At 43.0% G+C, this 25,408-nt stretch carries 21 protein-coding genes; 13 read left to right on the top strand and 8 right to left on the bottom strand.

The genetic code is table 11. From position 1 onward, the window contains the following. Positions 1-83: 83 nt before the first annotated feature. Positions 84-647, top strand: a complete 564-nt coding sequence (locus IEY40_RS16380; RefSeq protein WP_188958064.1) for an NlpC/P60 family protein — start codon at positions 84-86, stop codon at positions 645-647. A 154-nt stretch (positions 648-801) separates the two neighbouring features. After that, entirely contained in the window at positions 802-1,833 is a 1,032-nt protein-coding gene (locus IEY40_RS16385; RefSeq protein ID WP_188958065.1) for a LacI family DNA-binding transcriptional regulator, read from the top strand. 56 nt (positions 1,834-1,889) lie between these two features. Here the strand turns inward: IEY40_RS16385 and gtfA are convergent, their stop codons facing one another. Further along, positions 1,890-3,371 (bottom strand): sucrose phosphorylase, encoded by a 1,482-nt coding sequence (gtfA, locus tag IEY40_RS16390; RefSeq protein ID WP_188958066.1) that lies wholly within the window; start codon positions 3,369-3,371, stop codon positions 1,890-1,892. 188 nt (positions 3,372-3,559) lie between these two features. Between gtfA and IEY40_RS16395 the strand changes: the two genes are divergently transcribed. The 3 genes from IEY40_RS16395 to IEY40_RS16405 all read left to right on the top strand — a co-directional run bounded on the left by IEY40_RS16395 (position 3,560) and on the right by IEY40_RS16405 (position 8,597). Beyond that, positions 3,560-4,780 (top strand): MFS transporter, encoded by a 1,221-nt coding sequence (locus IEY40_RS16395; protein WP_188958068.1) that lies wholly within the window; start codon positions 3,560-3,562, stop codon positions 4,778-4,780. Positions 4,781-5,141: 361 nt separating this feature from the next. Further along, positions 5,142-7,538 (top strand): TonB-dependent receptor domain-containing protein, encoded by a 2,397-nt coding sequence (locus tag IEY40_RS16400; RefSeq protein ID WP_188958070.1) that lies wholly within the window; start codon positions 5,142-5,144, stop codon positions 7,536-7,538. A gap of 81 nt (positions 7,539-7,619) precedes the next feature. Beyond that, complete coding sequence (locus IEY40_RS16405; protein WP_188958072.1) at positions 7,620-8,597, top strand: carbohydrate kinase family protein; 978 nt, start codon at positions 7,620-7,622, stop codon at positions 8,595-8,597. 90 nt (positions 8,598-8,687) lie between these two features. Here the strand turns inward: IEY40_RS16405 and IEY40_RS16410 are convergent, their stop codons facing one another. Beyond that, positions 8,688-11,825, bottom strand: coding sequence for an efflux RND transporter permease subunit (locus IEY40_RS16410; protein ID WP_188958074.1), 3,138 nt, complete (start codon positions 11,823-11,825; stop codon positions 8,688-8,690). A gap of 11 nt (positions 11,826-11,836) precedes the next feature. Then, the gene (locus tag IEY40_RS16415) at positions 11,837-13,072 is read right to left on the bottom strand and encodes an efflux RND transporter periplasmic adaptor subunit (protein ID WP_188958076.1); all 1,236 of its coding nucleotides are present in this window, start codon (positions 13,070-13,072) and stop codon (positions 11,837-11,839) included. A gap of 400 nt (positions 13,073-13,472) precedes the next feature. Here IEY40_RS16415 and IEY40_RS16420 point away from each other — a divergent pair, with 400 nt between their 5' ends. Then, a complete protein-coding gene (locus tag IEY40_RS16420) occupies positions 13,473-14,093 on the top strand; it encodes a TetR/AcrR family transcriptional regulator (RefSeq protein ID WP_188958078.1) in 621 nt (206 codons plus the stop codon). 132 nt (positions 14,094-14,225) lie between these two features. Here IEY40_RS16420 and IEY40_RS16425 read toward each other — a convergent pair whose 3' ends face one another. Then, the gene (locus tag IEY40_RS16425; protein ID WP_188958080.1) at positions 14,226-14,720 is read right to left on the bottom strand and encodes a type II secretion system protein; all 495 of its coding nucleotides are present in this window, start codon (positions 14,718-14,720) and stop codon (positions 14,226-14,228) included. A 197-nt stretch (positions 14,721-14,917) separates the two neighbouring features. Here IEY40_RS16425 and mog point away from each other — a divergent pair, with 197 nt between their 5' ends. Next, positions 14,918-15,451: a molybdopterin adenylyltransferase gene (mog, locus tag IEY40_RS16430; protein WP_188958082.1), complete on the top strand. Its 534-nt coding sequence runs from the start codon at positions 14,918-14,920 to the stop codon at positions 15,449-15,451. A 149-nt stretch (positions 15,452-15,600) separates the two neighbouring features. Here mog and IEY40_RS16435 read toward each other — a convergent pair whose 3' ends face one another. From IEY40_RS16435 to IEY40_RS16450, 4 genes are all read right to left on the bottom strand, one after another. After that, the gene (locus IEY40_RS16435) at positions 15,601-15,825 is read right to left on the bottom strand and encodes a hypothetical protein (protein ID WP_188958084.1); all 225 of its coding nucleotides are present in this window, start codon (positions 15,823-15,825) and stop codon (positions 15,601-15,603) included. Positions 15,826-15,930: 105 nt separating this feature from the next. Then, a complete protein-coding gene (locus IEY40_RS16440; protein ID WP_188958087.1) occupies positions 15,931-17,064 on the bottom strand; it encodes an ABC transporter permease in 1,134 nt (377 codons plus the stop codon). Next, positions 17,064-17,798 (bottom strand): ABC transporter ATP-binding protein, encoded by a 735-nt coding sequence (locus tag IEY40_RS16445; protein WP_188958088.1) that lies wholly within the window; start codon positions 17,796-17,798, stop codon positions 17,064-17,066. The genes IEY40_RS16440 and IEY40_RS16445 overlap by 1 nt, the downstream gene beginning before the upstream one ends. Positions 17,799-17,800: 2 nt before the next feature. Then, positions 17,801-19,438: an alpha/beta hydrolase gene (locus IEY40_RS16450; protein WP_188958090.1), complete on the bottom strand. Its 1,638-nt coding sequence runs from the start codon at positions 19,436-19,438 to the stop codon at positions 17,801-17,803. Between the two features lie 94 nt (positions 19,439-19,532). On the opposite strand from IEY40_RS16450, the gene IEY40_RS16455 reads away from it, so the two are divergent. From IEY40_RS16455 to IEY40_RS16480, 6 genes are all read left to right on the top strand, one after another. Beyond that, a complete protein-coding gene (locus IEY40_RS16455) occupies positions 19,533-19,910 on the top strand; it encodes a GntR family transcriptional regulator (protein ID WP_188958092.1) in 378 nt (125 codons plus the stop codon). A gap of 37 nt (positions 19,911-19,947) precedes the next feature. Further along, a complete protein-coding gene (locus IEY40_RS16460) occupies positions 19,948-20,817 on the top strand; it encodes an ABC transporter ATP-binding protein (protein ID WP_188958094.1) in 870 nt (289 codons plus the stop codon). Beyond that, complete coding sequence (locus tag IEY40_RS16465; protein WP_188958096.1) at positions 20,814-22,106, top strand: ABC transporter permease; 1,293 nt, start codon at positions 20,814-20,816, stop codon at positions 22,104-22,106. Before IEY40_RS16460 ends, IEY40_RS16465 begins: the two co-directional genes overlap by 4 nt. A gap of 140 nt (positions 22,107-22,246) precedes the next feature. Continuing rightward, positions 22,247-24,040 carry an AMP-dependent synthetase/ligase gene (locus tag IEY40_RS16470; RefSeq protein WP_188958098.1) on the top strand — a complete coding sequence of 598 codons (1,794 nt, stop codon included), beginning with the start codon at positions 22,247-22,249 and terminating at the stop codon, positions 24,038-24,040. 109 nt (positions 24,041-24,149) lie between these two features. After that, the gene (locus tag IEY40_RS16475; RefSeq protein WP_188958100.1) at positions 24,150-24,938 is read left to right on the top strand and encodes a lipase family protein; all 789 of its coding nucleotides are present in this window, start codon (positions 24,150-24,152) and stop codon (positions 24,936-24,938) included. A 79-nt stretch (positions 24,939-25,017) separates the two neighbouring features. Then, the gene (locus IEY40_RS16480; RefSeq protein ID WP_283108079.1) at positions 25,018-25,404 is read left to right on the top strand and encodes an acyl-CoA thioesterase; all 387 of its coding nucleotides are present in this window, start codon (positions 25,018-25,020) and stop codon (positions 25,402-25,404) included. Positions 25,405-25,408 lie beyond the last annotated feature (4 nt).

Genomic DNA, 25,408 nt, shown 5'->3' on the forward strand with positions numbered 1-25,408 from the left:
CATTTGTTATGGCGTATTTTTATTGTGTAATTGTTTAAAGATCTTTATATTTCGGTGATTTTTCGGATCTGGAGTGGGTCGAGTTGGCTAAAAGAATATTATTTGCTTGTTTAGTGGTGTTGTTGTCTGCGTGCGCATCTAACCCTCCTGTGGTGAAAGCCCCTAAACCTGTGGTGGTTCCACCGATGCTTAAGCCTGAGCCGCCTAAGTGGAGTGAGTCAAACTTACTTAGTTTTCATGATCAATGGAAAGGTACACCGTATCGGTTAGGTGGCTTAAGTCGTAACGGTATTGATTGCTCAGGTTTTGTGTATTTAGCTTACCTAGACATTGTGGGGAGTAAATTACCGCGTTCGGTTAACGCACAACGTATTTTGGGAAAAGAAGTCCCAAGAAGTCAGCTTATTATTGGTGACCTCGTATTTTTTAAAACCGGCAGAACCGCACGTCATGTGGGGATTTATATGGGCCAGGATAAGTTTTTACACGCTTCTACTAAAAAAGGCGTGAAAATTTCTAGCTTAAATAATGTGTATTGGAAACCTCGTTATTGGTTTGCTAAGCGCTTAAACAAGCCGATAGAACAGCAAAATATGTCGATAGCCAGCCTGGTTAACTACGCTCAACAATACAATCTACAAGATTAACCCTTAATCTTTGCCTATTTCGTGCCCTGAGTTTTATTTGGGCACGTCTTATCCTCATTGTTACTTTGCTTTGATTGTTTTCGGTGTCTGTCATCGGTATATTCATAGTACTTATTGCTCATAGAGAGCGTCGTAACGACTTGAGTGGACCCGCATGTCAGAGTCTAAGCATTGGACCTTAAAAAGTATTGCTAAACAATTAGGCGTGTCGAATGCGACAGTGTCTAATGCGTTTAATCGCCCAGACCAACTCTCAGAAAAACGTCGCAAAGAGATTTTAGCGGCTTGTAAAGAACTAGGGTATTTTGGCCCAAACAAAGCAGCACAGTCTTTAAGGCGTGGCAAGTTTGATACAGTGGCACTGGTGTTGTCGGACAGTATTGAGTACATTGTGTCTGATCCTGTTGCAAGCCGATTTATGAAAGGCGTTGCCGCTGTTTTTGAGCAACATAAAATTAATCTATTATTGTTTTCAGGCAGTGCCGACAGTGTAAATAGCATTAATGATTTTGTTGATGGTTTTATTTGTTATGGCCGCCCACGCAATCGTTTACTGGCCGAGCAACTTAAGAAAATTCGTAAAAAAGTGGTCACCGTTGACTTTAATATTCACCGCAGCGCATCTGTTAGTATCGACAATAAAGCGGGTGCTTATGATGTGGCAAAGTTGGCGATTAAATCATCACAGGACCATGTTGCAATTCTTGGTCTACGCTTGCTAGACACCCATTTAACCTGTCGTGTTTATGATATTCATTCGATGGAGATAGACACATCTGTTGCGCATCAACGCCTGCAAGGTTATTTGGATGCAATTAGTGATACAGGCGTTAAATTAGGTGATGATCGTATTTGGAATATTCCTGAAAGCAACTCTGATTTTGCCAGTATTGCAGCCAAAGAGGCATTAAATAGTGTTCCTCGGCCTAACGTATTTTTGTGTATGAGTGACTTAATCGCCTTGAGCTTAATGCGCGAAGCGATACAACAAGGAATACGGATCCCTGAAGATATTCGCGTGGTGGGTTTTGATGGCATTGATGAGGCTGCACGAATGTTGCCGGCGCTAACGACGGTTTATCAACATTCTGAACAAAAAGGGCGTAAAGCCGCAGAAATGTTTATTGCCGATGCCCATCATGCAGAATTATTGGGGTATGAGTTGTCGATAGGTGGCAGTTGTTGATGTAATGCGTTGTAAACATAAAAATCAGGCGCTATTGGCGCCTGATTTTTTACAATTTAAGCACTGTGTTTTTTCAGTAAATCAGCAATCACAATGTCGGTTGTTTGTTGTGCTTCCACAATATTGATTCTTGCTTTTTTGGTTGCAAAATCGACAGTAAGCGTGGCTTTGCTGTCGTTTAAACTCCATGTTAGCTCAAGCTGGTTATCATGATTGTGCATACTAAACTCGCCATTAAATGCCTTAATGGTATTGCGAAGCGTAATCAGTTCACACAGGGCTTTTACAACAGGCTTTTGCATAGACTGCTGAATATCGCTCACTTGCAAATAAGGACGATTAATATCGCGACCTACCTTGGTATTGTTGAGTAATTCCATGGCATTGGGTTCTGCAAGTAAGCCTGTGTAGTAAACCTGTGGAATACCCGGGGCAAAAAACTGTACACTGCGTGCAATCAGGTAGTCTATGTCATTTTGTCCTAAAGCATCATAATAAGTGCAGTTGACTTGGTATAAGTCAACGTTGCTTGCTGCCGCCCCTGTTGCCTGCAAGCTTTCGCCGTTGCTGTTGCGGTGGATGCTATTGACTAAATTATCTATTTCAGCTGGCGTTAATAAACCTGCTTTATTGCCAACAGGACCCGCATCGATAATACCAATGCCATCGTGAGTGTCTAATACCGTCACGCAGTTACGCGGGGCAATGGATAGCCAATGGCTTAACGCGCTTGAGTCATGGCTAAACAAGCTGTGTAAAAGTAGCGGTGGTAATGCAAAGTCGTACACCATGTCTACACGTTTAGCGATGTCGATTTGCGTCATATAATGAGAATGAATTTCTGCCAATGTGGTCATGCCAAGGCTATTGGCTTTTTTGGCTAATTCATCTACAAATGCAAAAGATTCATCAATCATAAAGCAACTGGTACCCGGTTTTTTAATCGCGTAGCCTGCGGCATCAAGTCTAATTAGGTTCACTTTACTTTCGTGAAAGCGCATTAATACATTATTGAGGTGGGCTTTTCCTGCCTCGGTGTGAACATTAATGTCTATTTGGTTTGATGTAAATGTTGTCCAAAATTCTGCTTCAGTGCCATCAGCAAGTTGGTATGTTGTGAAGCAACTCCCTGGACGTGGACGATAAATTTTTGCCTGGTCTTCAGCACTTAACCCATTGGGGAATACGCTTTCTTTGGTTAAGAACAAATCCCAATATGGTGATTGCTTACCCTTGGCTAACACGTCTTTAAACTCTGTCGATTCGGCAGACATATGGTTAACAATTAAGTCGGCCATAATATCGTATTGCTCACCAATTGCTTTTACGTCGTTCCAATCCCCTAGACGCGCATCGACTTTGCTGTGGTCAATGGGATCAAATCCGGCATCGCTTCCGTCTATTGGGTAATAAAATGGCAATAAATGCACGCCACCAAAAAGATCGTGTAGTTCTGTGTTCAGAACCTGTTTGAGTCCTTTTAAGTCTGAGTGCGCGATACGGTCTACGTATGTAATCAGCTGAACATTATTTTTCATTTTGGTGACTCTTAAAGTAAATTTATAAAAAAAACTTAATCGATTAAGTTGTATATTTAACCAAGATGAAACATTATTCAAGGGCTTTGTTTAAAATTGAGTTCGTTTTCTGTGGGAGAAGACGGATGAGAATGAGGTTATTGACTCAAAAAACCACAAATAAAGTTTATAACAATAAGGTGGATAGTATGGCTAGTACGTTGAATACACATGAAAATAGAGACGACTCTAGGATCAGAATGCTGACATATTTGATGTTTTTTATGTTTGCAATGACCTCAGATGCTGTTGGGGTGATTATTCCGGAATTAATTACAACATTCGATTTATCGATGTCACAGGCAAGTGCATTTCATTATATGCCGATGCTTTTTATTGCATTAAGCGGTCTCTTTTTGGGCTTTTTAGCCGACAAACTAGGGCGTAAGGCTACGATTTTAATTGGCTTACTCTTGTTTGCTCTAGCGAGTTTTATGTTTGCTCTGGGCGAATCGTTTTATTATTTTTTGTTTTTATTGGCGTTAGTCGGGATTGCCATTGGTGTATTTAAAACAGGAGCGCTTGGGCTGATTGGCGATATTTCGACGAGTTCAAAACAGCACTCAAGTACCATGAATACCGTTGAAGGCTTTTTTGGTGTGGGTGCAATGGTGGGGCCTGCCATTGTGAGTTATTTACTCATTACAGGCGTGTCATGGAAATATCTTTATTTTGGTGCGGGGGTGTTTTGCTTGGTATTGTGTTGGTTAGCTTATCGAGCGCCATACCCACAACTTAAGCGCACATCGACTCAAGAAATTAACCTTGCCAGTACCTTTAAAATGATGAAAAACCCTTATGCATTAGGGTATTCGCTTGCAATTGGGTTGTATGTTGCAACTGAGGTGGCCATTTATGTGTGGATGCCGACACTGCTGCTTAATTATGAAGGTGATTTAGTGTTAATTGCCACCTATGCACTTACCATCTTTTTTACCTTACGGGCAATTGGTCGCTTTTTGGGGGGCTGGATACTTAATCGGTTTAGTTGGCAGCAAGTGATGTTTTGGTTTAGCTTTGCGATCAGCTTATGTTATTTGGGCGCCATGATTTATGGTATTGCTGCTGCGGTTATTTTGCTGCCATTGTCAGGATTATTTATGTCAATGATTTACCCAACGTTAAACTCTAAGGGGATCAGCTGTTTCCCTGTTGAACAGCATGGTTCCGTGGCGGGTGTTATTTTGTTTTTTACCGCACTATCTGCTGCGTTAGGTCCATTGCTAATGGGGTTTGTGGGCGATATTTTTGGTCACGTTAAATATGGTTTCTATCTTGCCACTGGTTTTGCATTTTTGTTGTGCTTAATGGCTATTTATAACCTGTTTAAAGACCCTTCTGGTCATCTCTTATCTACTAATGTTGAATAATTACCTCGAATGTTAAATTTATATTTAATTTAATAAACATTAACTTAAGTAAAAAAATAGTATTTAGCTGTTAATTGAACATAAATTGTACTTGCAATTTACAGTTTAGTTGCTAAATTGTATCTTAATCGATTAAGTTGGTTTTTGGGTAACGTGTAAACGGGTTGGTTTGGGGTTAATTAATAGGTTGATCTCAAACACGAGAGTAGCGTTTTTGCATTTGATGAAGTGAGCTAGGTTTGCTAGTAAGCTAGTCTCACGAAATAACCAAACAGACTTAATAGATTGATATAAAAGATAAAGACGATGTTGTTATGGGGAGATTAGGCAACATCAATATACTCTATGTGGGGACATAAAAATGATAAATAGCACATCGACAAAGTTTGTATTAAGTACGCTTGCTGTGATGGTTAGCTCAAGCCTTTGGGCCGCTGACGCTGAAACGGCTGACACACAAAAAGATGCCATTGGTTTGGAACGTATCACTGTAACGGGGGTTGCTCGTGGTACCCGAGTTATGGACTCGAGCGTGTCAGTGAGTAGTGTATCTCCAGACGATTTGGCCATCAGCTCTCCGCGCTCGTCGGCTGAAGCGTTTCGTATTATTCCGGGCCTGAAAGTTGAGTCTACTGGTGGTGAGGGCAATGCAAACATCGCGGTTCGCGGTTTACCTGTTGCTTCTGGTGGTGCTAAATTTTTACAAATCCAAGAAGATGGTTTACCTATTTTGCAGTTTGGCGATATAGCCTTTGGTAACGCTGATATATTTTTACGTATTGATTCAACAACACAAACTATCGAATCAATCCGTGGTGGTTCAGCGTCAACCGCTGCCAGTAACGCGCCTGGTGGCATTATTAACGTAATCAGCAAAACGGGTACCAGCGACGCAGGTAGTGTTTCATCTACTGTAGGGTTAGATTACGATACGTTACGCACTGATTTTGAATATGGCGCAAGCATTAACGATTCAATGCGTTTCCATATTGGTGGTTTTGTGCGTACTGGTGATGGCCCGCGTGATCCAGGCTACACGGCTAACAAAGGCGGCCAGATTAAAGCTAATATTACAAAAGAGTTTGACAGTGGTTATGTCCGTTTATACTTCAAACATTTAGATGATAAGAGCATTGGTTATTTACCTATGCCAATGTACTCAGATGGAAGTTCAATTAGCGGCTTTGATTCTAAATCAGATACAGTTCACTCAGCTAATTTGTTATCAACGCTTCGGTTAGATGCCGATGGCAATATCAGTCGTGGCGACATGCGTGATGGCATGAATCCTATTGTCAACTCTGTGGGTTTAGAGGCGTCATTTGATTTAGGCGATGATTGGTTGGTTGAAAACCGTTTCCGTGTGTCTGATGTTAGCGGCAACTTTATGTCGTTGATCCCTGCCGAAGTCGGAAGCAGCTCTAGTATTGCTGACAGTATCGGTGGTGCAGGTTCACAGTTACTTTACGCTAATGGTGCTAATGCTGGTGAGGTTTTTCAAAGCGACTTAGCGATGCGAGTTCACTCATTCGACGTGACCATGAATGATTTTGGTTCGATTGTGAATGATATGAAGCTAACCAAAAGTTTTGATGATTCTGACGTGACATTTGGTTTTTATACCGCCACGCAAAATATCAATATGACCTGGATGTGGAACTCATACTTAATGGAAGTAAAAGGTGATAATGCCGCACTTCTTGATGTGGTTGCTGCAGACGGCACGTCATATTCTGACAACGGTTTATACGCTTATGGCGTGCCATATTGGGGTAACTGCTGCCAACGTAATTACGATTCTGACTACACCATTAAAGCACCGTACATTGCAGCATCAACTAAGTTTGGTGACTTATCATTAGATGGTAGCTTGCGTTATGACTCTGGTGATGCAAGTGGCTATTACGCTGGTAGCGTTCAGTCTCAGGTTGACATGAACCGTGACGGTACTATTTCTCAGCCAGAACTGAGCGTATCGTCAATCGATAATGCGGACCCGCAATTGGTAAATTACGATTGGGGCTACATGTCTTACTCATTAGGTGCTAACTATCAAATCTCTGAAGATTTAGCCGCATTTGGTCGTATCAGTCATGGTGGTCGTGCTAATGCTGACCGTTTGCTATTTGGTAAAGTGCGTGCCGATGGCTCTGTTGCAGATGAAGACTCTGTCGACGAAGTTGACCAGTATGAAATGGGTGTTAAATATCGCTATGACAGTTTGTCAGTGTTTGCGACTGCGTTTTATTCTGAAACCGAAGAGCAAAACTTTGAAGCGACTAGCCAAAACTTTTTTGACCGTAAATATGAGGCAAAAGGGCTTGAGTTAGAAGGGGCTTACTACGTTGGCGATTTTGATTTTCGCGGTAACGTAACCTGGACAGATGCTGAAATTGTGGCGGATGCATTAAATCCTGATGTTGTGGGCAATACGCCACGTCGTCAAGCAGACTTTATTTACTCGCTAATGGGTCGCTATAACTTTGATAAAGGTTCTGTTGGCGTCAACTTGATTGGTACAACTGACACCTATGCACAAGATAATAACGACCTTGAATTTGACGGTTACACTCAGGTAAATGCCTTTGCATCTTATCAGTTAACTGATGCGCTTTCGCTAGCATTAAACGTTAACAACTTGTTCGATACTGTGGGTATTACTGAAGCTGAAGAGGGTTCAATTCCTGATAACAATATTATCAGAGCACGAACCATCAATGGCCGTACAACTACCGCTACAGTTAAGTATGAGTTTTAACTGCTGACATAGTCTGCAACATTGATAATTAATCCCCTGTTAACAAGCCCATGAAAATGGGCTTTTTTTTTGGAAACAAATATGACGACATTATTGAGTTTTGGTGAAGTGCTGGTTGATTTACTGCCTGTTGATGATCAGCCATTAATGCACCAGCCTATCGCGGGTGGCGCGCCAGCAAACGTGGCAGTAGGGTACGCTAAATTAGGTGGTTGCAGCTATTTTGCAGGTGGCATCAGTGACGATGAGTATGGGCACATGTTAACGCGAGAATTGGCTGGGCATGGGGTCGATGTCAGTCATTTAGCATTAGTGCTCAATGCAGCAACGGCCACAGTGCTGGTAAATTTGGATGCTAATGGCGAGCGTTCATTTAGCTTTAATCGTCAAGATACGGCAGATATGCTTTATAGCGCGGCTCATTTTGATTCCTTAAATTGGTCTGTGGTTGATATATTCCATTTGTGCTCAAACACCTTTACAGAGGCAGCTATTTTTAACAGTAGCATGCATGGAGTAAAAACAGCTTATGCCCAGAAAAAGCTAATCAGTTTTGATGTTAACTTACGCTTGTCTTTATGGGCAGATGTTAACTTATTGGCCGGCCGCGTTGAGCAGTGCTTACCGTATACACATGTTCTTAAAATGAGCCATGAGGAAGCCGTATTTTTGGCTGGAGCTCGTGGTGTTGATGTTGAAGAGTACTTACAGCATTGCTTACACCAGGGTGTAGCCCTAATTTTAATCACAAATGGCCCAGAGCCAGTGCGCTGTTTCAGTCAGGCGTTTTCTTTTGACGTGGCCGTTCCGTGCATTCAACCGGTAGATACCACCGCGGCAGGCGACAGTTTTGTAGCTGGACTATTGTGGCAGCTAGGTGAATCTTTTGAGCATGCGAGTGCGGGTGATTATGATAATGTGACTGAGGTATTATCTAGCCGGGCAGTAGTGGAGCATGCTGTTAAATTTGCGATAAAATGCGGTGCAATGACCTGCAGTGTTAAGGGGGCGTTTCCTGCGTTACCTAGCCTAGTTGAACTGATTAAGTCTGAAAAGTAATTGCTTCGCAATTGATAAAAAAGAGGTAATCCTTGCGGCTTACCTCTTTGCTGTTTAAATAACCTGAAGTATGAATAACTCAGTTGTAGGCTAGTCTGCTTCTACTGTTTTAGCGCGTTTTGCTAAGGCGTAGTAAAACAGTGGTGTGAGCAGTAGACCAAATATGGTCACTCCAATCATACCGGCAAACACGGCCACACCAATCGCTTGACGCATTTCTGCACCAGGTCCACTTGAGAACACCATAGGCACTACACCCATAATGAAGGCGATAGATGTCATTAGAATTGGGCGTAAACGTAAGCGGCCCGCTTCGAGAATGGCATCAAATGGTGATAATCCCTTGTCTTGCAGTTCTTTAGCAAATTCAACAATCAAGATAGCATTTTTGGTCGCCAGTCCCACCAGAACAATTAGTCCAATTTGGGTAAAGATGTTGTTATCGCCACCGTAAATTAATACGCCACTGATTGCCGACAGAATCGTCATCGGAATAATCAAGATAATTGCCAGCGGTAAGCTTAAGCTTTCATACTGTGCGGCTAATACCATAAACACTAATAAAATGATTAATGGGAAGATATACACGCCTGCATTACCGGCCAATATTTGTTGGTAAGTAATTTCAGTCCACTCGTAAGTCATGCCGTTTGGTAGTGTTTCAGCCAAGATTTTTTCAATCGCAGCCTGTGCTTCACCACTACTAAACCCAGGTGCTGCACCGCCGTTAAGCTCTGCGGTAGTAAAACCGTTATAGTGCATAACGCGATCTGGACCCGCGACATTGGTAACGTTAATAAACGAGCCAATCGGTACCATTTCACCCTGGTTATTACGTACCTTGAGCTGAGAAATCTGCTCTGGTGTTTGTCTAAACTGTTCGTCAGCTTGGACATTCACCTGATATGTACGACCAAATTGATTAAAGTCGTTAGCATAAACTGAACCCATGTAGCCTTGTAGCGTGGCAAACAATTCGTCTAGCGATACCGCTTGCTGCTTGGCTTTAGTACGGTCTACTTCAACTTCAAGTTGTGGCACGCTTACCTGATAACTTGAGAACACACCGGCTAACTCAGGTGTAGCCCATGCTTTTTGCATCACTTGCATGGTGACTTTATACAATTCTTCGTAACCGTAATCACCACGATCTTGAATTTGTAATCTAAAGCCGCCTATTGTCCCTAAGCCTTGTACTGGTGGCGGTGGAAAAATGGCAATAAATGCACCATCAATCGCGGCAAACTTTTGGTTTAATGCAGCGGCAATAGCACCTGCTGATAACGATGGATCTTTACGATCTGCAAAGTCATCGAGTGGTGTAAACAAAATTGCGCTATTGGTACTGTTAGTAAAACCGTTAATGCTTAAGCCTGGGAACGCCACAGCATGTGCAACACCGGGTTGATCTAACGCAATTGATGACATTTGTTTAACGATAGCTTCGGTGCGATCAAGTGATGCTGCATCAGGTAGCTGTGCAAAGGCAATCAAGTATTGCTTGTCTTGGCCTGGTACATACCCGGTTGGTGTGCTGGCAAATTGTAAGCCTGTTACGCCGACTAGGCCGATATACAGCACGCCCACAACAACACCAAAGCGAATCACTTTTTTCACTATCCAGCCGTAACCGTCTGATAATTTTGCAAAGAAGCGGTTAAACGGTGCAAATAACCAACCTCCGAGTAGTTTGTCCATTCCACGAGTGAGAAAATCTTTTTTATCGTGGTGACTCTTAAGTAGCAATGCTGCCAATGCTGGGCTTAGTGTTAGTGAGTTAATGGCTGAAATAAAGGTTGAGATAGTAATGGTTAAGGCAAACTGTTTATAGAACTGACCGGTTAAACCTGACATAAACGCTGTTGGAATAAATACTGCCGCCAATACTAATGTGGTGGCGATAATTGGTCCGGTTACTTCTTTCATGGCTTTTTGCGTTGCTGCCAAGGGAGCTAAACCTTCTTCGATATTACGTTCAACGTTTTCCACTACAACAATGGCGTCGTCGACAACAATACCAATGGCCAATACTAAACCAAATAGTGATAACGCATTAAGCGAGAAGCCCATTAAGTGCATAAAGGCAAACGTGCCAACTAGCGAAACAGGTACTGCCACTAATGGAATAATAGATGCTCGCCACGTTTGTAAAAACAGCACAACAACCAACACCACCAGTAAAATTGCTTCTAGTAGGGTTTTAACAACAGCTTCAATTGAACCACGTACGAATACCGTAGGGTCATAAACGATGTCGTAAGTTAATCCTTCAGGGAAGGTTGCCGATAGCTCTTTCATTTTGGCGCGAACGTCATCAGAAATCTGAATCGCGTTTGAGCCAGAAGCTTGGAATACAGGTAATGCCGCAGCATCTTTGTTGTCTAGCATTGAACGCAATGCGTAAGTTGATGCGCCTAATTCAACACGGGCAACATCTTTTAATCGAGTGATTTGAGCTTGGTCGCCTACTTTAACAATAATGTCTTCAAATTCTTCTACGTTGGCTAAACGGCCTTTTACGTTAATCAGTAGTTGAAAATCACTTTCGCCACTGGGTTGAGCTCCTAAGCTACCCGCGGCTGCTTGTTGGTTTTGTTCACGAATAGCTGCAACGACATCATTTGGCGACAAACTAATAGCAGCCATTTTATTCGGGTCTAACCATACACGCATGCTGTAGTCGCCAGCGCCAAATACACGCACGGCACCTACACCGGTAATACGGGCGAGTTCGTCTTTAACTTTTAATACCGCATAGTTAGACAGGTACAACATGTCATAACGGTCATCCGGTGAAGTTAAATGCACCACCATGGTTAAGTCTGGTGATGATTTTTCGGTCACAATCCCTAAACGTTGTACTTCTTCAGGCAAGCGCGGCTTAGCGCGTTCTACACGGCTTTGCACTTGGGTTTGCGCTAAATCAACATCTGTACCAATCGCAAACGTGACGGTTAATGTCATGCGGCCATCTGACGTTGCTTGAGATGACATGTAAAGCATGTTCTCGACGCCGTTAATTTCTTGCTCTAACGGTGATGCGACTGTCTGGGCGATCACTTTTGGGTTTGCGCCAGGGTAGTTAGCGGTTACCACGACCGTTGGCGGAACCACTTCTGGGTATTCGGTGATCGGTAATTGCCAAACCGCTATCGCGCCAGAGATAAAAAACAATAGCGATAAAACAGCGGCAAAAATCGGTCTTTTAATAAAGAATTGCGACAACATGAAAGTATTCCTTAGCCTTGATTTGCTTCATCAGCAATTTGTGCTGTAAGCGGCTCGATATCAAATAATAACTGCGCCTGGTGTAGTGCTTCTATTTGGCTGCTTTCGGCCATTTCGGTTAACTTGGGGGTGATAGTGGCGCTAGGACGAACTTTTTGTAAGCTGTTAACTACAATTGTCTCATCGGGTTGCAAGCCGTTGGTCACAATACGTAAACCGTGGATCTTTTCACCTAAAGTAATGCTTCGGTATTCAAGGGTGTTTTCATCGTTAACCACTAAGACGTACTTGTTACTTAAGTCTGTAAAGATGGCTTTGTCGTCGATTAATATACCTTGATATGATGCACTACCTGCGATGTTTATACGGGCAAATAAGCCAGGCATTAACATATTGTCAGTGTTCGCAAACGTAGCACGAACACGGATTGTGCCGGTTTGTTGATTAACTGAGTTGTCAACAAAATCGATAACACCTTGATAAGTAAATTCGGTTTCATTGGCCAATGCCATTAATACCGTATTGTTACCAGAACGTGGATCTTGACGTTTGTTTTCACCAGATAGCGATGCATATTTTAGGTAAGTTTGCTCGTCGATATCAAAGTACGCATACATGTTTTCGATGGATACTAGACTAGTCAGCTGAGTTTGACCCGCTGTGACAAAATTGCCTGCGGTCTCGTTGGCATAAGATACGCGACCAGTAATTGGCGCGGTAACTTGCGTGTATTCAAGGTTTAGCTTTGCGCTGGTTAACGCTGCTTTCACCGAAGCTACTGCCGCAGCGGTTTGGTGCATGTTGCTTCGACGAGTATCGATTAACTCTTCAGAAACCGCTTGTTGACTAAATAATTTGTTTGCACGCTCAAAGTCATTTTGCGCTAATTGATTAGCTGATTGTGCGCTGGTTAACTCAGCTTGAAGTCGTTCTACTTCAGCTTTAAACACGTTTGAGTCAATGGTAAATAACACGTCGCCTTTGCTTACCAACGCACCTTCTTTAAAGTTTACTGATTCGATATAACCTGACACGCGTGGCACCAGTGTGACTTTTTCTGGTGCTTGTAAACGTCCAGTAAACTGATCCCACTCGGTAATGCGCTCATGAATGACATTAGCAACACTGACTTCAGGAGCTGCAGGTGCACCAGCTTGTTGCTGTGCAGGAGCCTGCCCACAAGCCACAAGTAGCAATGCCGTTAGGCTAACTAACAAAGAAGATTGAATTGATTTAAATATAGTCATGTTGCTTTCCTCTAATCAATAGCTTTTACGTTGTTTAACGGGCTACTGTTTGCGTTACTTTTTGTCTGTGGCTACAGTTTTATACCGAAAGGTATGAAATTGTTCTGTACCGAACGGTAATATATAGATTAAAATAACCCTGTCAATGTATTTTGTACCGTTGGGTATCAAATTATTTTGACCAGATGTTCATTTATTGTGAAGATGAAATAAGCGCATACGATAAAGTGTTTTTTGTGGCACACATCAAAGGGTAATTAATCCTCATTTTGTGATAAACCTGCACACAATTAACACTATTTGTGGTTTAATAATGCGCTAAGATATGCCCATCCTTGATTGAGTGTTTTAATTTAACACCATGATAATAAAGGGTTCGTTAATATATGAGGTACGACTTATGACAATAACAAAAGCAGCTTGTGTTGGTCGCCCGCGTGGGTTCGATATCGACATTGCATTGGAGCAAGCGCTTAATGTGTTTTGGCGTAATGGTTATGAAGGGACTTCTTTAAACGAATTAACAGAAGCTATGGGTATTAAAAAACCTAGTTTATATGCGGCATTTGGCAACAAAGAACAGCTGTTTTTTAAAGCTATTGACCTATATGAAAATCGACCAGACTCACTGTTTAATATTGCTTTTCAGCACGAGCATATTGCCGATGTTATCCGCGGATTATTACTCGGTGCCGCCGCCCAGTTTACAGATTGCAGCCATCCACAAGGTTGTGCATTAATAAACAGTACTCTGTCGTGTAGTGAAGCGAGTGACTCTATTAAAAAAACCGTGTTAGAGCGTAAATTAAAACATAAGCAGCAGCTTGCGGATCGATTTGAGCAAGCTAAGTGCAAAGGCGAATTACAAGACGACTGTGAACCGGTCGTATTGGCTAGCCTAATGACCACTTTGTTTCAGGGATTGTCGATGCAGGCGTCTGAAGGGGCAAGCGTTGAGGAGCTACAACAAGTTGCGGCAATGGCTGCAGAAGGTATTTTAACGGTTTGTGTTAAGCGTTAAACTCTTTTAAATGCCAGTAAAGATTTAAGCGTAAATATTAGAGTAGTATTACTAATTCGTAATACTACTCAAGTCATTTCAGGCAATATCAAATTTGTCAGCTTTTTTTGTAGTTCAATAGGGCTGGAAATATTAACAGCCGCTGGTGGTCAGGCTGTAAAAGACAGGCTCCGCCTGAGATGAGTCAACATTATAAAGCAAATTGCAGCTGTCAAAGGTGGCAAATCCTTTCGGTACAATGTACATAGATTTTCCGCCAGGTACGTTGAATAATCCCCAATCTGCGGTAATCGCGTCATTTGCACCTGTCATTACCTCAAATGAACTATCAAGTGCTAATGCAACATTCGCCCCAAGAGGTGTTAAATATCCCAGTGTTGTACTAACAGCACTATTATCTAATGTTACTGAACCAGGCTCGAGCTTTTCCTGTCCAGTCAATACTGCTTTTGAATACACTAAAGTGTTAGCTGATTTTAATGCACCTTGTAAACCATTTAAATTGGCTATTAGCGCATCACTTTTTAAGTTAATAAACTTAGGCGCAGCAACTACCGCCAAAATCCCTAAAATAATAATCACTACCACTAATTCTATGAGGGTAAAGCCGCGTTGTTGTTTTTGCATAGTAAAATCCAATGTTTGACCGTCAATGTCAGTATAAAGAACGGCTCAGCTGATGTCATTTTTTGAGGCGGTTTGCATTTATGGTTCTGTAATTTTGTGATGCAGATGTTTTTTGGTAGATTAGCTGCCTATAACTAAATTCTTGATTTAACCTCAACGTAAACCGAGGTTAAGACCTACATTAGGGAAAGATCACCATGAGCAAAGCTAAAATCGGCATCGTGACCGTAAGTGACCGTGCCAGTGCAGGTATCTATGAAGACTTGTCTGGTAAAGCCATTATTGATGTATTAAGTGAGTATTTAACATCAGAGTGGGAACCTGTTTATAAGGTGATCCCAGACGAGCAAGATGTGATTGAAGCTACTTTAATTGACCTTGCTGACAACCAAGATTGCTGCTTAATTGTCACCACTGGTGGTACTGGCCCTGCAAAACGCGATGTCACCCCAGAAGCAACTGAAGCGGTGTGCGACCGAATGATGCCTGGCTTTGGTGAACTGATGCGCGCAGAGTCATTAAAGTTTGTGCCAACGGCTATTTTGTCGCGTCAAACAGCAGGGCTGCGTGCCGATTCGTTAATTGTGAATTTACCGGGTAAACCTAAATCTATCCGTGAATGTTTAGACGCGGTATTCCCTGCCATTCCGTATTGCATCGACCTAATGGATGGCCCATTTTTAGAGTGTGATGAAGCGGTAATTAAGCCGTTTAGACCGAAAGCGAAGTAAGTGTTAACTGATATTGCATAAATACAGTTCAATGAAAAGGTTGTTAATAACCAATGCTTTATATCAAAAAATGCCGTCAAATATGACGGCATTTTTGTTTCTAGAGATGCTTATTTGCAAGGACTGGTGTGAGCCACTGACTTACAAGATTACAAATTTTTAAATTGCTGCTTTAAATCAAAGTCACTTTCGGTCACTAGCTTTTCAAGCACTTGAATACGTTCTATCAATGCTTGGTTTTGCGCTTTAATATCTGCTAATCCATCGGCTTCAGCTTTTTGTTTATGCCTTAAATATTGTTTAAACATTTCTGATGCCGTGGTGCCCACAACGATGATAAATACCAGTGCGATAATCGCCATATCTTCGTTCATAATCACTCCTTAATTATTCAACCTTGTATATATCCAGCCTTAACGGATTGCCGCGAAGGCTGGGTTGCGTTTGCATATTTTTATCAGTCACTCGTTGTAAAAAGCTTATAAACCAAATACCACTTTTTCACTTTTAAGCGACTTCTCTAATCCTGCGGCCAGTGCAACAGCGATGATTAAGGTGGCTACAGATGACACAATTAACTGCATCATTGGGATCTCGCGGCCTTTAATAAAGTCCATTAATGCTTGCTGCTGACCCGATACCGGTAACCATTGCAGTACATCAGGGGCAATGTTGTAGCTGGCTGCCATTGACAGTGCCAGCGGCACAAAGAGCACCATGGTTAAGTATGATTGCGCTTCCTTAAAGGTTTTAGCCATAAACGACACATACAATTGCAAGGTAGCTGCCATGAGTGCGACGGGAATACCGACCAGGAACATAAGCCCCATAAAATCTTGGCTGATGTTGACGGTAAAGCCGATTTCTTGCCAAGGCACAAAGGGATAAGCCACCTTAGACACTAGCAAAATTAAGATTAATCCTAATAATGCAAAACAGGTCACGGCGATAATCTTACCTAGTACCAACTGACGAGTACTCATTGGGTGACTGAGTAACAAAGCCAGAGAGTTACGTTCACGTTCGCCAGCACTGGTGTCGATAGCGAGGTTCATGCCAGAAATAAACACTGAATACATCATGGTGAAAATAGCGAGACCTAAAATCATTCCGCCTTTTGAATCTGCCGTGGCCTTGTCTTCAACATTGATTTTGATTGGCTGAGTAATGCGCGGATTAATCCCGCGTGCGATTAAGCGAATACTGCCCATTTCTGCACTGTAAGCCTGTATTTGACGCTCAAGACGGCGGATAGATTTTTGCAGCTTTTCATCTGAATTATCAGCAACCAATAACACCTCGGCCTGTTTGGCTTTTGCCATATTAGCGGCGTAATCGTCACTGATGGTTAAGGTGATTTTCTTTGCCTCGTCATCGTCGCCATGATTAATGCCGTTATTGCTTAAGTAACGCACTAAATCAGGGGCATGATTAGCATTATTAATCTTGATATTAAGATCTTCTGGGCTAGAGAGTTGACCAATTAACACCATAAATAAGCCACACATAATTAGTGGAGTACCCATGGCATAATATAGTCCAGCCATCACTGAGCGTTTGTCTCGTGCGGCATCGATAAGCTCTTTGCGCACCATTGCGAGTATCATTTTCATTATGCTGCAATCCCTTCGTCAGTACCGATAAGTTCGATAAATGCATCTTCTAGTGAGTCTTTGCCGGTTTGCTGACATAGTTCGTCAGGGCTACCTATTGCAACCACCTTGCCGTTTGCCATGACAATGACACGGTCACATAACGCGGCGACTTCTTGCATTACATGGCTTGAAAACAACACACAGTGACCTTTGGCTTTAAGTTGCAATAAAATGTCGCGTAGTAAGCGGGTGCTCATAACATCAAGCCCGCGGGTGGGCTCATCTAAAATGATGTTACTTGGTTGATGTACTATGGCTTGCGCCAGTGCGGTTTTCATCCGCTGACCTTGCGAGAACCCTTTGCAGCGACGGTCGCTAATATCTTCGAGTTTTAATTGGGCAATCACATTAGCAGTGGCTTCTTTGGCTTGCTTGCGTGACATACCACTTAGCTCAGCAAAGAAACTAATGTATTCACGCGGAGTAAGGCGCTCATATAATCCAAATGGGTCAGGGAATAAGCCTAATTGCTTTTTAGCGCCTATTGGATCAACCGCAACATCAATATCGTCTACTGTGGCAGTGCCAGAGTCTGGTTTGAGTAGGCCGAACAAGGTGCGTAAACAGGTGGTTTTACCGGCACCATTTGGCCCAAGTAAACCGGTGATTTGACCATTTTCAGCGCTAAAGCTTAAATCGTCTAACGCCTGCACATCGCCAATTTTTTTGGTTAAGTTTGCAACAGTAATCATGACTATTCCTTATCTGCAGCAGTGTTTGCTGGCGCTGTTGTGTCGGTTTGAGTGTCCGAGTTTTCCGGGGCTATGTCTGTCGATTTTGTTTCAGAATTTACGGCTACCGGTAGTGTTTCCACTGTGTTGGCATTGAGGTAAAAGCTGCGGCGCACATCTTTTTGTAAACATTCACCGTCAATGTCTTTCACTGAACCTTGTTCAACCAGTTGAGCCACTAAATCATTACCACAACTTTGATATGCCACACCGTGAGTCGCGTAAGGCGCAATAAAATGCTTCGACTTGGAGAGTTTTTCTTGTGCCAATGCCCCCCAGTTTGGTGGTGTCGCGGGGTCAAGCTCACCAGACAATAATAGGGTGGGGATGTCGCTGTCGACTGGCTCGCTAAAGCTGTCATCTTCGGCTGTCATTGGCCATGCTTGGCAAGTTTTTTCTAGTCCATCTAGCATGCTGCCACTGATATAAGACTCTTTAGCATCTTTACGCATTTGTTCAGTAATGCGGTGGATATCTTCGCCACAGACAACCGAAGCGTGCATGCCAATGGCAATGCCTGTGCTGTCGGCTGTTAAGGCGTAAATACCTAATATTGGCTGGTAGTTGCCTTGTGCTGCTTGATGTATAGCGTGAGGAATAAGCGCACGGATATTGGGCATATACATTGCCATACGGATAGCACCTGAGTATTTACTGCGAGTCAGCAAAAAGTCGCTAGGTTCATCGGTTTGTGGGTCGCGCACTTTTTGGCTAATCGGTGCATCTGCAAGTTGTTGATCGACTTGATTGTATTCGTCGACTAAATCAGGAAACTGCTGCTGACATTCTGGGGTGCTTTTACAATCGCGCCACAGTACATTCAAGCCACGCTCAATTGAGCTGCCAATGGCGATGACACTCTGTTGCATTGGCACAACACCGTCTAAGGTGACTGTTGCTAATGCTTCAGGGTAATGGCGCATATAAAGCTGTGCCATGCGTGTACCATAAGAAATACCGTAAACATGCAGCTTTTTGTAACCTAAATATTCGCGCACCGCTTCAAAGTCTTTTAATGCGGTGTTACTGCCGTACTGGGTGACGTCAGCATCGATTTCCGCTAAACATTTTTCGGTTATCGCAAGCATGTCGAGATTGTCTTCATTGACGCTGAGCGCATTTAAGTCACCTTCATCGCAGCTCAAAATATTAGACTGGCCTGTGCCACGCTGGTCGATGAGTAAAATATCACGTTGCTGACGCACCTTGGTCAACATGCTATTAAACCCTGCGGCGTTTTCGATAGCCGATTGGCCAGGGCCGCCGGCGATAGCTAATAGCGCTTCATCTGGGTGGGTATTTTTAATAGCAGGTAAAATCGCAAAGTGAATGTCGATTTGCTTACCGTCAGGTTGCTTTGGATTTTCTGGTACGTTAATTTTTCCGCACTGAAACTGTTCGTCTAAGCCATCTAAATAGCATGTGGTTGTTTTAGCTGGCGTAGTCATTTCAGTGTCTGCGGTATTTGCAGCGCTGTGGTTAGCGAGCAAAATTGCCACAGCAACAGCTACCCAGCGGCTAGCACGAGTGGCCGATTGGCATAAACCTAAAGCGCGTAATCGCGATATTGAGGTTGTGTTGATAAACTTCCTGTTGATCATCGGAACGTTTCCTTTTTGCATTTCATGACGATTATGATACCTTAACACCTAGTGTATGAGTGTATCAATGTATTAATACAGTTGCTAAAGGCTAATGTTAGAATTACTAAATGTCAACCCCAGCAGTGGAGAACCCATTTATCGACAATTGCACGATCAAATCGTGCGCTTAATTGTCGGCGGACAATTGCACCCTGAAGATGTACTTCCTTCAGTGCGCCAATTGGCCGAACATTTGGCGGTAAATCCAATGACTGTGTCGCGTGCGATGCAACAACTTGTCGACCAAGGTTGGGTTGAGCGTCGTCGTGGCCAACCGTCACGCGTAGCTGCCAGAACATCGGCAAATAATGCCTCGGGCAGCAGTTTATTAGCGCCGCAGTTAAGTGAATTAGTTGAGCAGGCACAACAGTTAGGTGTTGAATACGACGAGTTGCAACAATTATTAAAACAGTTTTGGGACAAAAATTAGTCATCGTTTAAGCTAAATATTGATAGGAAAGTCGAACATGGAAGCCGAAGATAAGCCCGTTTTACAGTTTAATCTAGTCAATAAAATCTATGGCACGACAGACAAGTCTGCTGCAGGGCACAAGGTGTTGAGCGATTTGTCGATGACACTTTACCCTGGCATGGTGGTGGGATTGCTAGGTCAAAACGGCGCGGGTAAATCGACATTAATGCGCTGTGCGTTAGGTATAGTTGATATTGATAGCGGTAACATTAACACTCTTGGTGAATCACCTGAAAGCCTATCAATTGAGGCAAAACAGCGCATTGGCTATGTACCACAACAGCCTTTTGGTTATGAAGGCTTCACCATCGATAAGGCCTTAGAATTACACCGCAGTTTTTACTCCAATTGGGACATAGCCTTAGAGCAAGATTGGTTAAAACGTTTTGATTTAGATGTCACTCAAGCTGTGCAAAAACTGTCTGTTGGTCAGCGTCAATCTTTAGCTTTAATCATGGCAATGGCGTATCGACCAAGCTTGTTATTGCTAGACGAACCCGTCGCAAGCCTCGATCCTATCGCCCGTCGCCAATTTATGGGTGACTTATTCGATCTCGCTCTGGACTCTGGCTCGGCGGTATTATTTTCATCGCACATTACCTCAGATTTAGAGCGTGTAGCCAGTCATGTCGCGCTAATTAAAAAAGGTGAGTTAGTGCTGTTTAAAGAAATTGATGCCCTACGTGAAGAGGTTAAATTACTCAGTATTAGTGACGACACTCAGTTACCTTCAAACTATAAAATCTTGAGCCAAACCGGCCAAACCGTGCTGGTGGACACTCAAGGTAACCCAGAGGTTATTGTGGGTGTGCAAAATGAAAAATCACTGAATTTAGAACAGTTATTTATGGAGCTGCACCGATGAGTGCGTTGCAAACTCAAAACCCACAAGTTACATGGCGTAAACCATATCAAGGTATGTTTCGCTTATGGTTATATGACTTAGGTAGTGTTAGCTTTTTAGGTACAAGCTTGCTTGGGTTGGTCTTGGGGGTTGTAATGTTAATCAGCGGAAAAACCGACGTGGTGAGTTTGGTTTTTGCAATGTCGACAGTCTCCGCTTCTGCCAGTATTGCCTGGCAGTTAAATCGTTTAGTTGCGACTGAGACCTGCCAATTAATTCCGAATTATCAAGCCAATGTATTGCAACAGTCGCTAACCATCGCAGTAGCGGTCATTGGGTTTCAGGTGTTGGCTTGTGTGATTTTTTCGGCATATGAAGTAATAGCGCAATTGTGGTTAGCCGTTGCGGTTGGGCTTGGATTTGTATGGCTATGTTTGTGGCGTAGCCACTATTTTCATTTATCGTTTGCGCTGTTTATTGCGGTGCCATTTTTAGATGAACTCGCCTCTCGTTTGTCGCAGTGGGCCAGCTTAATCATTGTCGCCATGCTGTTTTATCGCGTAATTGGCTTATGTCGGCAATTACGCTGGAATAGCGATGCACGGGTGGTGTATCTCAATGCCGTGCAAATGGGATGGATGTGGTTACCGAGCATTAAAGGTGTTGCGTGGATTGGCAAGTTCGAGCGCTTATTTCATCCGATGAATTTCTTTATTGGCCCAGTGTTAACCATGATGATGTTAGCCCTGCCTGTTATCGCTATCGGGTTAATGTTGTTTTCGTGGTTATTTGACTTCGATCTACCTACGGTGTTTTTAATCGCCCAATTTTCGGTGATCAGCTGCGCCATTATTCATTGGAGCCGTATTCAGCGTTGGCGAGCTACCGAAAGCTTATTCTTATTACCATGTTACAGCGGCTTAATGGGGATGAAAGACGCTTTTTATCTTAGCCAATATCGCTTTATTGCGGCGATGGTGTTAATTGTCACTGGGATTGGTTTATTGAAATCCCTGTTTGAGCCACAATTTAGCATACTGTTTTTAGCCCACTTAGGGTTAAGCACCTTCTGGGGCTGCGCGATTATGCTCGGAGTGGGGTCGGCAAGCCGTAATAGCCAACAAGCAACAGCGGCAATGTTAGTGGTGTTTGCGCATTCGATAATGGTGTCTATGAGTTTTGCTGCGCTAAGAGACGGCGACAGTGTTACCCCGTGGCTATTGTTGGATATTCCGTTAGCCATAGTGGGTGTGTTGGCATTAATGTGGGGTAAACGTCAGCTTTGGAAGCATGGTATCACCGCGCCTTAAACAGTTGTTTGTTGTTTATCAGTTTTGCTTGTGAACGTGATGTTAATCGCACAAATAGAGCAAAAGCTCTTATGGTTTTAATTGGCTTCAGGTAGAATGCAAAAAGCGGAACACTTGTAAGCTAAAAAGGCCACTGTTAAATGTCATTAAATCAATACCACGTAGTACGACTTCTACAGCAACAAAGTCAGTCGCTAGGCAATAATATTGCGCTAGAAGGCTTTGAAATGCCTGCACCTTGGCATACTGTTACTTGGAATAAATTCAATACATTAACAGACACTGTTGCCCAGCTGCTTATTGAGTTTGGCTTACAAGTGCAAGACAAAGTAGTGATATTGTCGCAAAACTGTCCACAGTGGACTTGTGCTGATATTGGCGCGCTTAAAGCGCGTAATGTTGTGGTACCGGTTTACCCGACTAGTACACTTGAACAGGCTGTTTTTATTGTTAATGACGCCCAAGCTAAATTAATTTTTGCCGGTAATCAGCAACAATATGACATGGCGTGTGACATTGCTACGCAAGCCGACTGCGTACAACATATTGTGGTATTTGATGCCAATGTTAGTTTACGAGCCGACAATCACCTGTACTTTGACTCGCTATTAACTGCACAATTTAATCCAAGCGTGACCCAGGAATTAACTAGTCGACTAGCCAATACAGATCTTAATGACTTGCTCACACTGATTTACACCTCAGGCACTACAGGCAACCCAAAAGGGGTGATGATCGATTACCGCAATTTTGCTTCGATGATCAATCAACATGACCAAAAATTACCGTTTACCGCCGGCGATGTGTCTTTAGCCTTTTTGCCGTTAAGCCATGTATTTGAACGCGGCTGGAGCATGTATGTATTGTGCCGTGGCGGACATAACGTGTATTTAAACGACACTCATAAAATTAAAGAAGCTCTCGTCGCCGTTAAGCCGCACACCTTATGTGCAGTACCACGATTTTTAGAAAAAATTTACAGTGCGGTGCACGACAAAGTGGGTAAAGCCCCTAAAGCACGCCAAACATTGTTCGCTTGGGCGATGAGAGTTGGCAAGCGCCAATTTGAAGTGACCCAAGGCCGTGCCAAGAATAGTTTATGGTTAACAGCACAATGGACATTGGCTAATAAGCTGGTTTTTAGCAAGTTACAACAATTACTCGGTGGTCGGTTAAAGTTTATGCCAGTGGGCGGCGCGGCATTAGACATTAATGTTGGCAACTTTTTTCACAGCATTGGTCTGCCAGTATTATGTGGTTATGGCATGACAGAAACTTGCGCGACCGTTACCTGTAATACGCTCGACAACCGGGTGCCAGGTTCAAACGGTAAGCCATTAGATGCCATGCAAATTAAGTTGGGTAAAGACGATGAGATTTTAGTGCGCGGCGACACTGTAATGCGCGGTTATTACAATCGCCCTGATGACACCGCTGAAGCTTTTGAAGACGGCTGGTTAAAAACCGGTGATGCAGGACGTATTGATGAATACGGTAACTTGTACATTACTGACCGCATCAAAGAGTTAATGAAAACCTCTAACGGTAAATACATTGCCCCGCAGCGAGTTGAAGGTAAGGTTGCGTGTTGCCCGTTTATCGAACAAGTGGCTATTGTTGCAGATGCGCGTAATTACGTTTCAGCCCTTATTGTGCCAGCATTTGAAGCATTAAATACTTGGGCAACCGCACAGGGCATTCATGTTGAAAACCCCATTGAATTGTTACGTCACTCACAAGTAGTGGCGCATTTTGAACAGCGATTAATCGAACTACAACATGAGTTAGCAGGGTTTGAGAAGATTAAAAAATTCACCTTGTTACACGAAGCCTTTTCAATGGAATCTGGACTGATTACGCCAACCTTAAAACTGCGTCGTAAAATGATTTACAGCAAATACCACAGTGAAATTAATGCCATGTACGCTAGCTAACGGTTTGAGTGTTTAAGTCATAGGGCGCCTGATGCGCCCTTTTTTATTCACTGAATTGTCATCTTTTTGTCTTATGCTCAAGTCTGTCTTACCTGACAGGCCATAGGATGTGAAAAAGCTTAAGCGTTATCAATATGAACGTTACGCAGTGCTCTGTAAGGTAACGTATCAAACCGACTTCGATCCACAAAGTTTGGGATTCTCATCTGATAATTATGCCGAAATTGCCAATCGTTGGGGGCATATTTGTGCGCGGGTATTATGGCGTGATGATCACCCTGAGGTGCTGGTGGTGTTTAGGGGATCGCAAACCGTACACGAATGGCTTATTAACATACATTGTTTACCCAAAGTGAAACGCTTTGTTGATTGCCGTTATCATGTTCATACGGGTTACGATTATTTACTCGAGCAGCCTAGTAACCCTTGTGCGCCTGATTATCAAAGTGGCGTTAGTATTTATCAGCAGTTAAATGCCATTGTGAGCCCTTTGATTCTATTTGGAAAAAGAGTCTCGCTAACAGGACATTCATCGGGTGGTGCGATGGCGATATTGGCAGCCGACAGGCTAGAGCGCCAATACACAAAATCAATTAAGCGAGTGGTTACATTTGGTCAGCCCGCAACGGGTTTTGGCAGTTTTAAGCGTCAATATTTACTGCATCGACGCACATATCGAATTTGTTGTGGCGTTGATGTGGTAACATTTTTACCGCCCCTACCGGGGACGTTTCATCATGTTGGGCGTATGCTGTGGCTGCATAACGAGCGTATTTATGAGAATATTTCGCCCTTTAAACGTTTTGTATTGAGTTTTGCCAGTTGGTTATTGTCGCCATTTGCTTCGCATTACATGCACAAATATATTCGCGATAAAGATTTTTTTGATGACCTGTAGCGAGATGTGTCGTTAGAATGGATTAACATCGATACATTATAATAACAAAGGATTTATTGTGGCAGACACTCAATTTAGCATGACCCTCAAACCGCGCTTTTGTGAAACCGATGCGTTAGGACACATTAATAACACGATTATCCCTGTGTGGTTTGAAGCGGCGCGCGAGCCGATTTTTGATATTGTTAATCCAGGGCAAGATTTAACTAAGTGGAACATGATCATTGCCGGTTTTACCATCGCTTTTACCGCGCCCACATACTATGGCACTGAAGTGACGGTGAAAACCCACATTAGCCGTTTGGGTAATAGCAGTTTTGATATTTTACAAAGCTGTTGGCAAAACGGCAAAAAAACCGCCGAAGCCACCACCACAATGGTGCATTACAATTACCAAACCGAAAAAAGCGAACCATTGGCCGACAATGTGCGTCAGCAATTAGCTGCGTTAACGGGCCCGGTGTAATAGC

Origin of the sequence: Shewanella ulleungensis, assembly GCF_014648315.1 — a bacterium.
Classification (GTDB): Bacteria; Pseudomonadota; Gammaproteobacteria; order Enterobacterales; family Shewanellaceae; genus Shewanella; species Shewanella ulleungensis.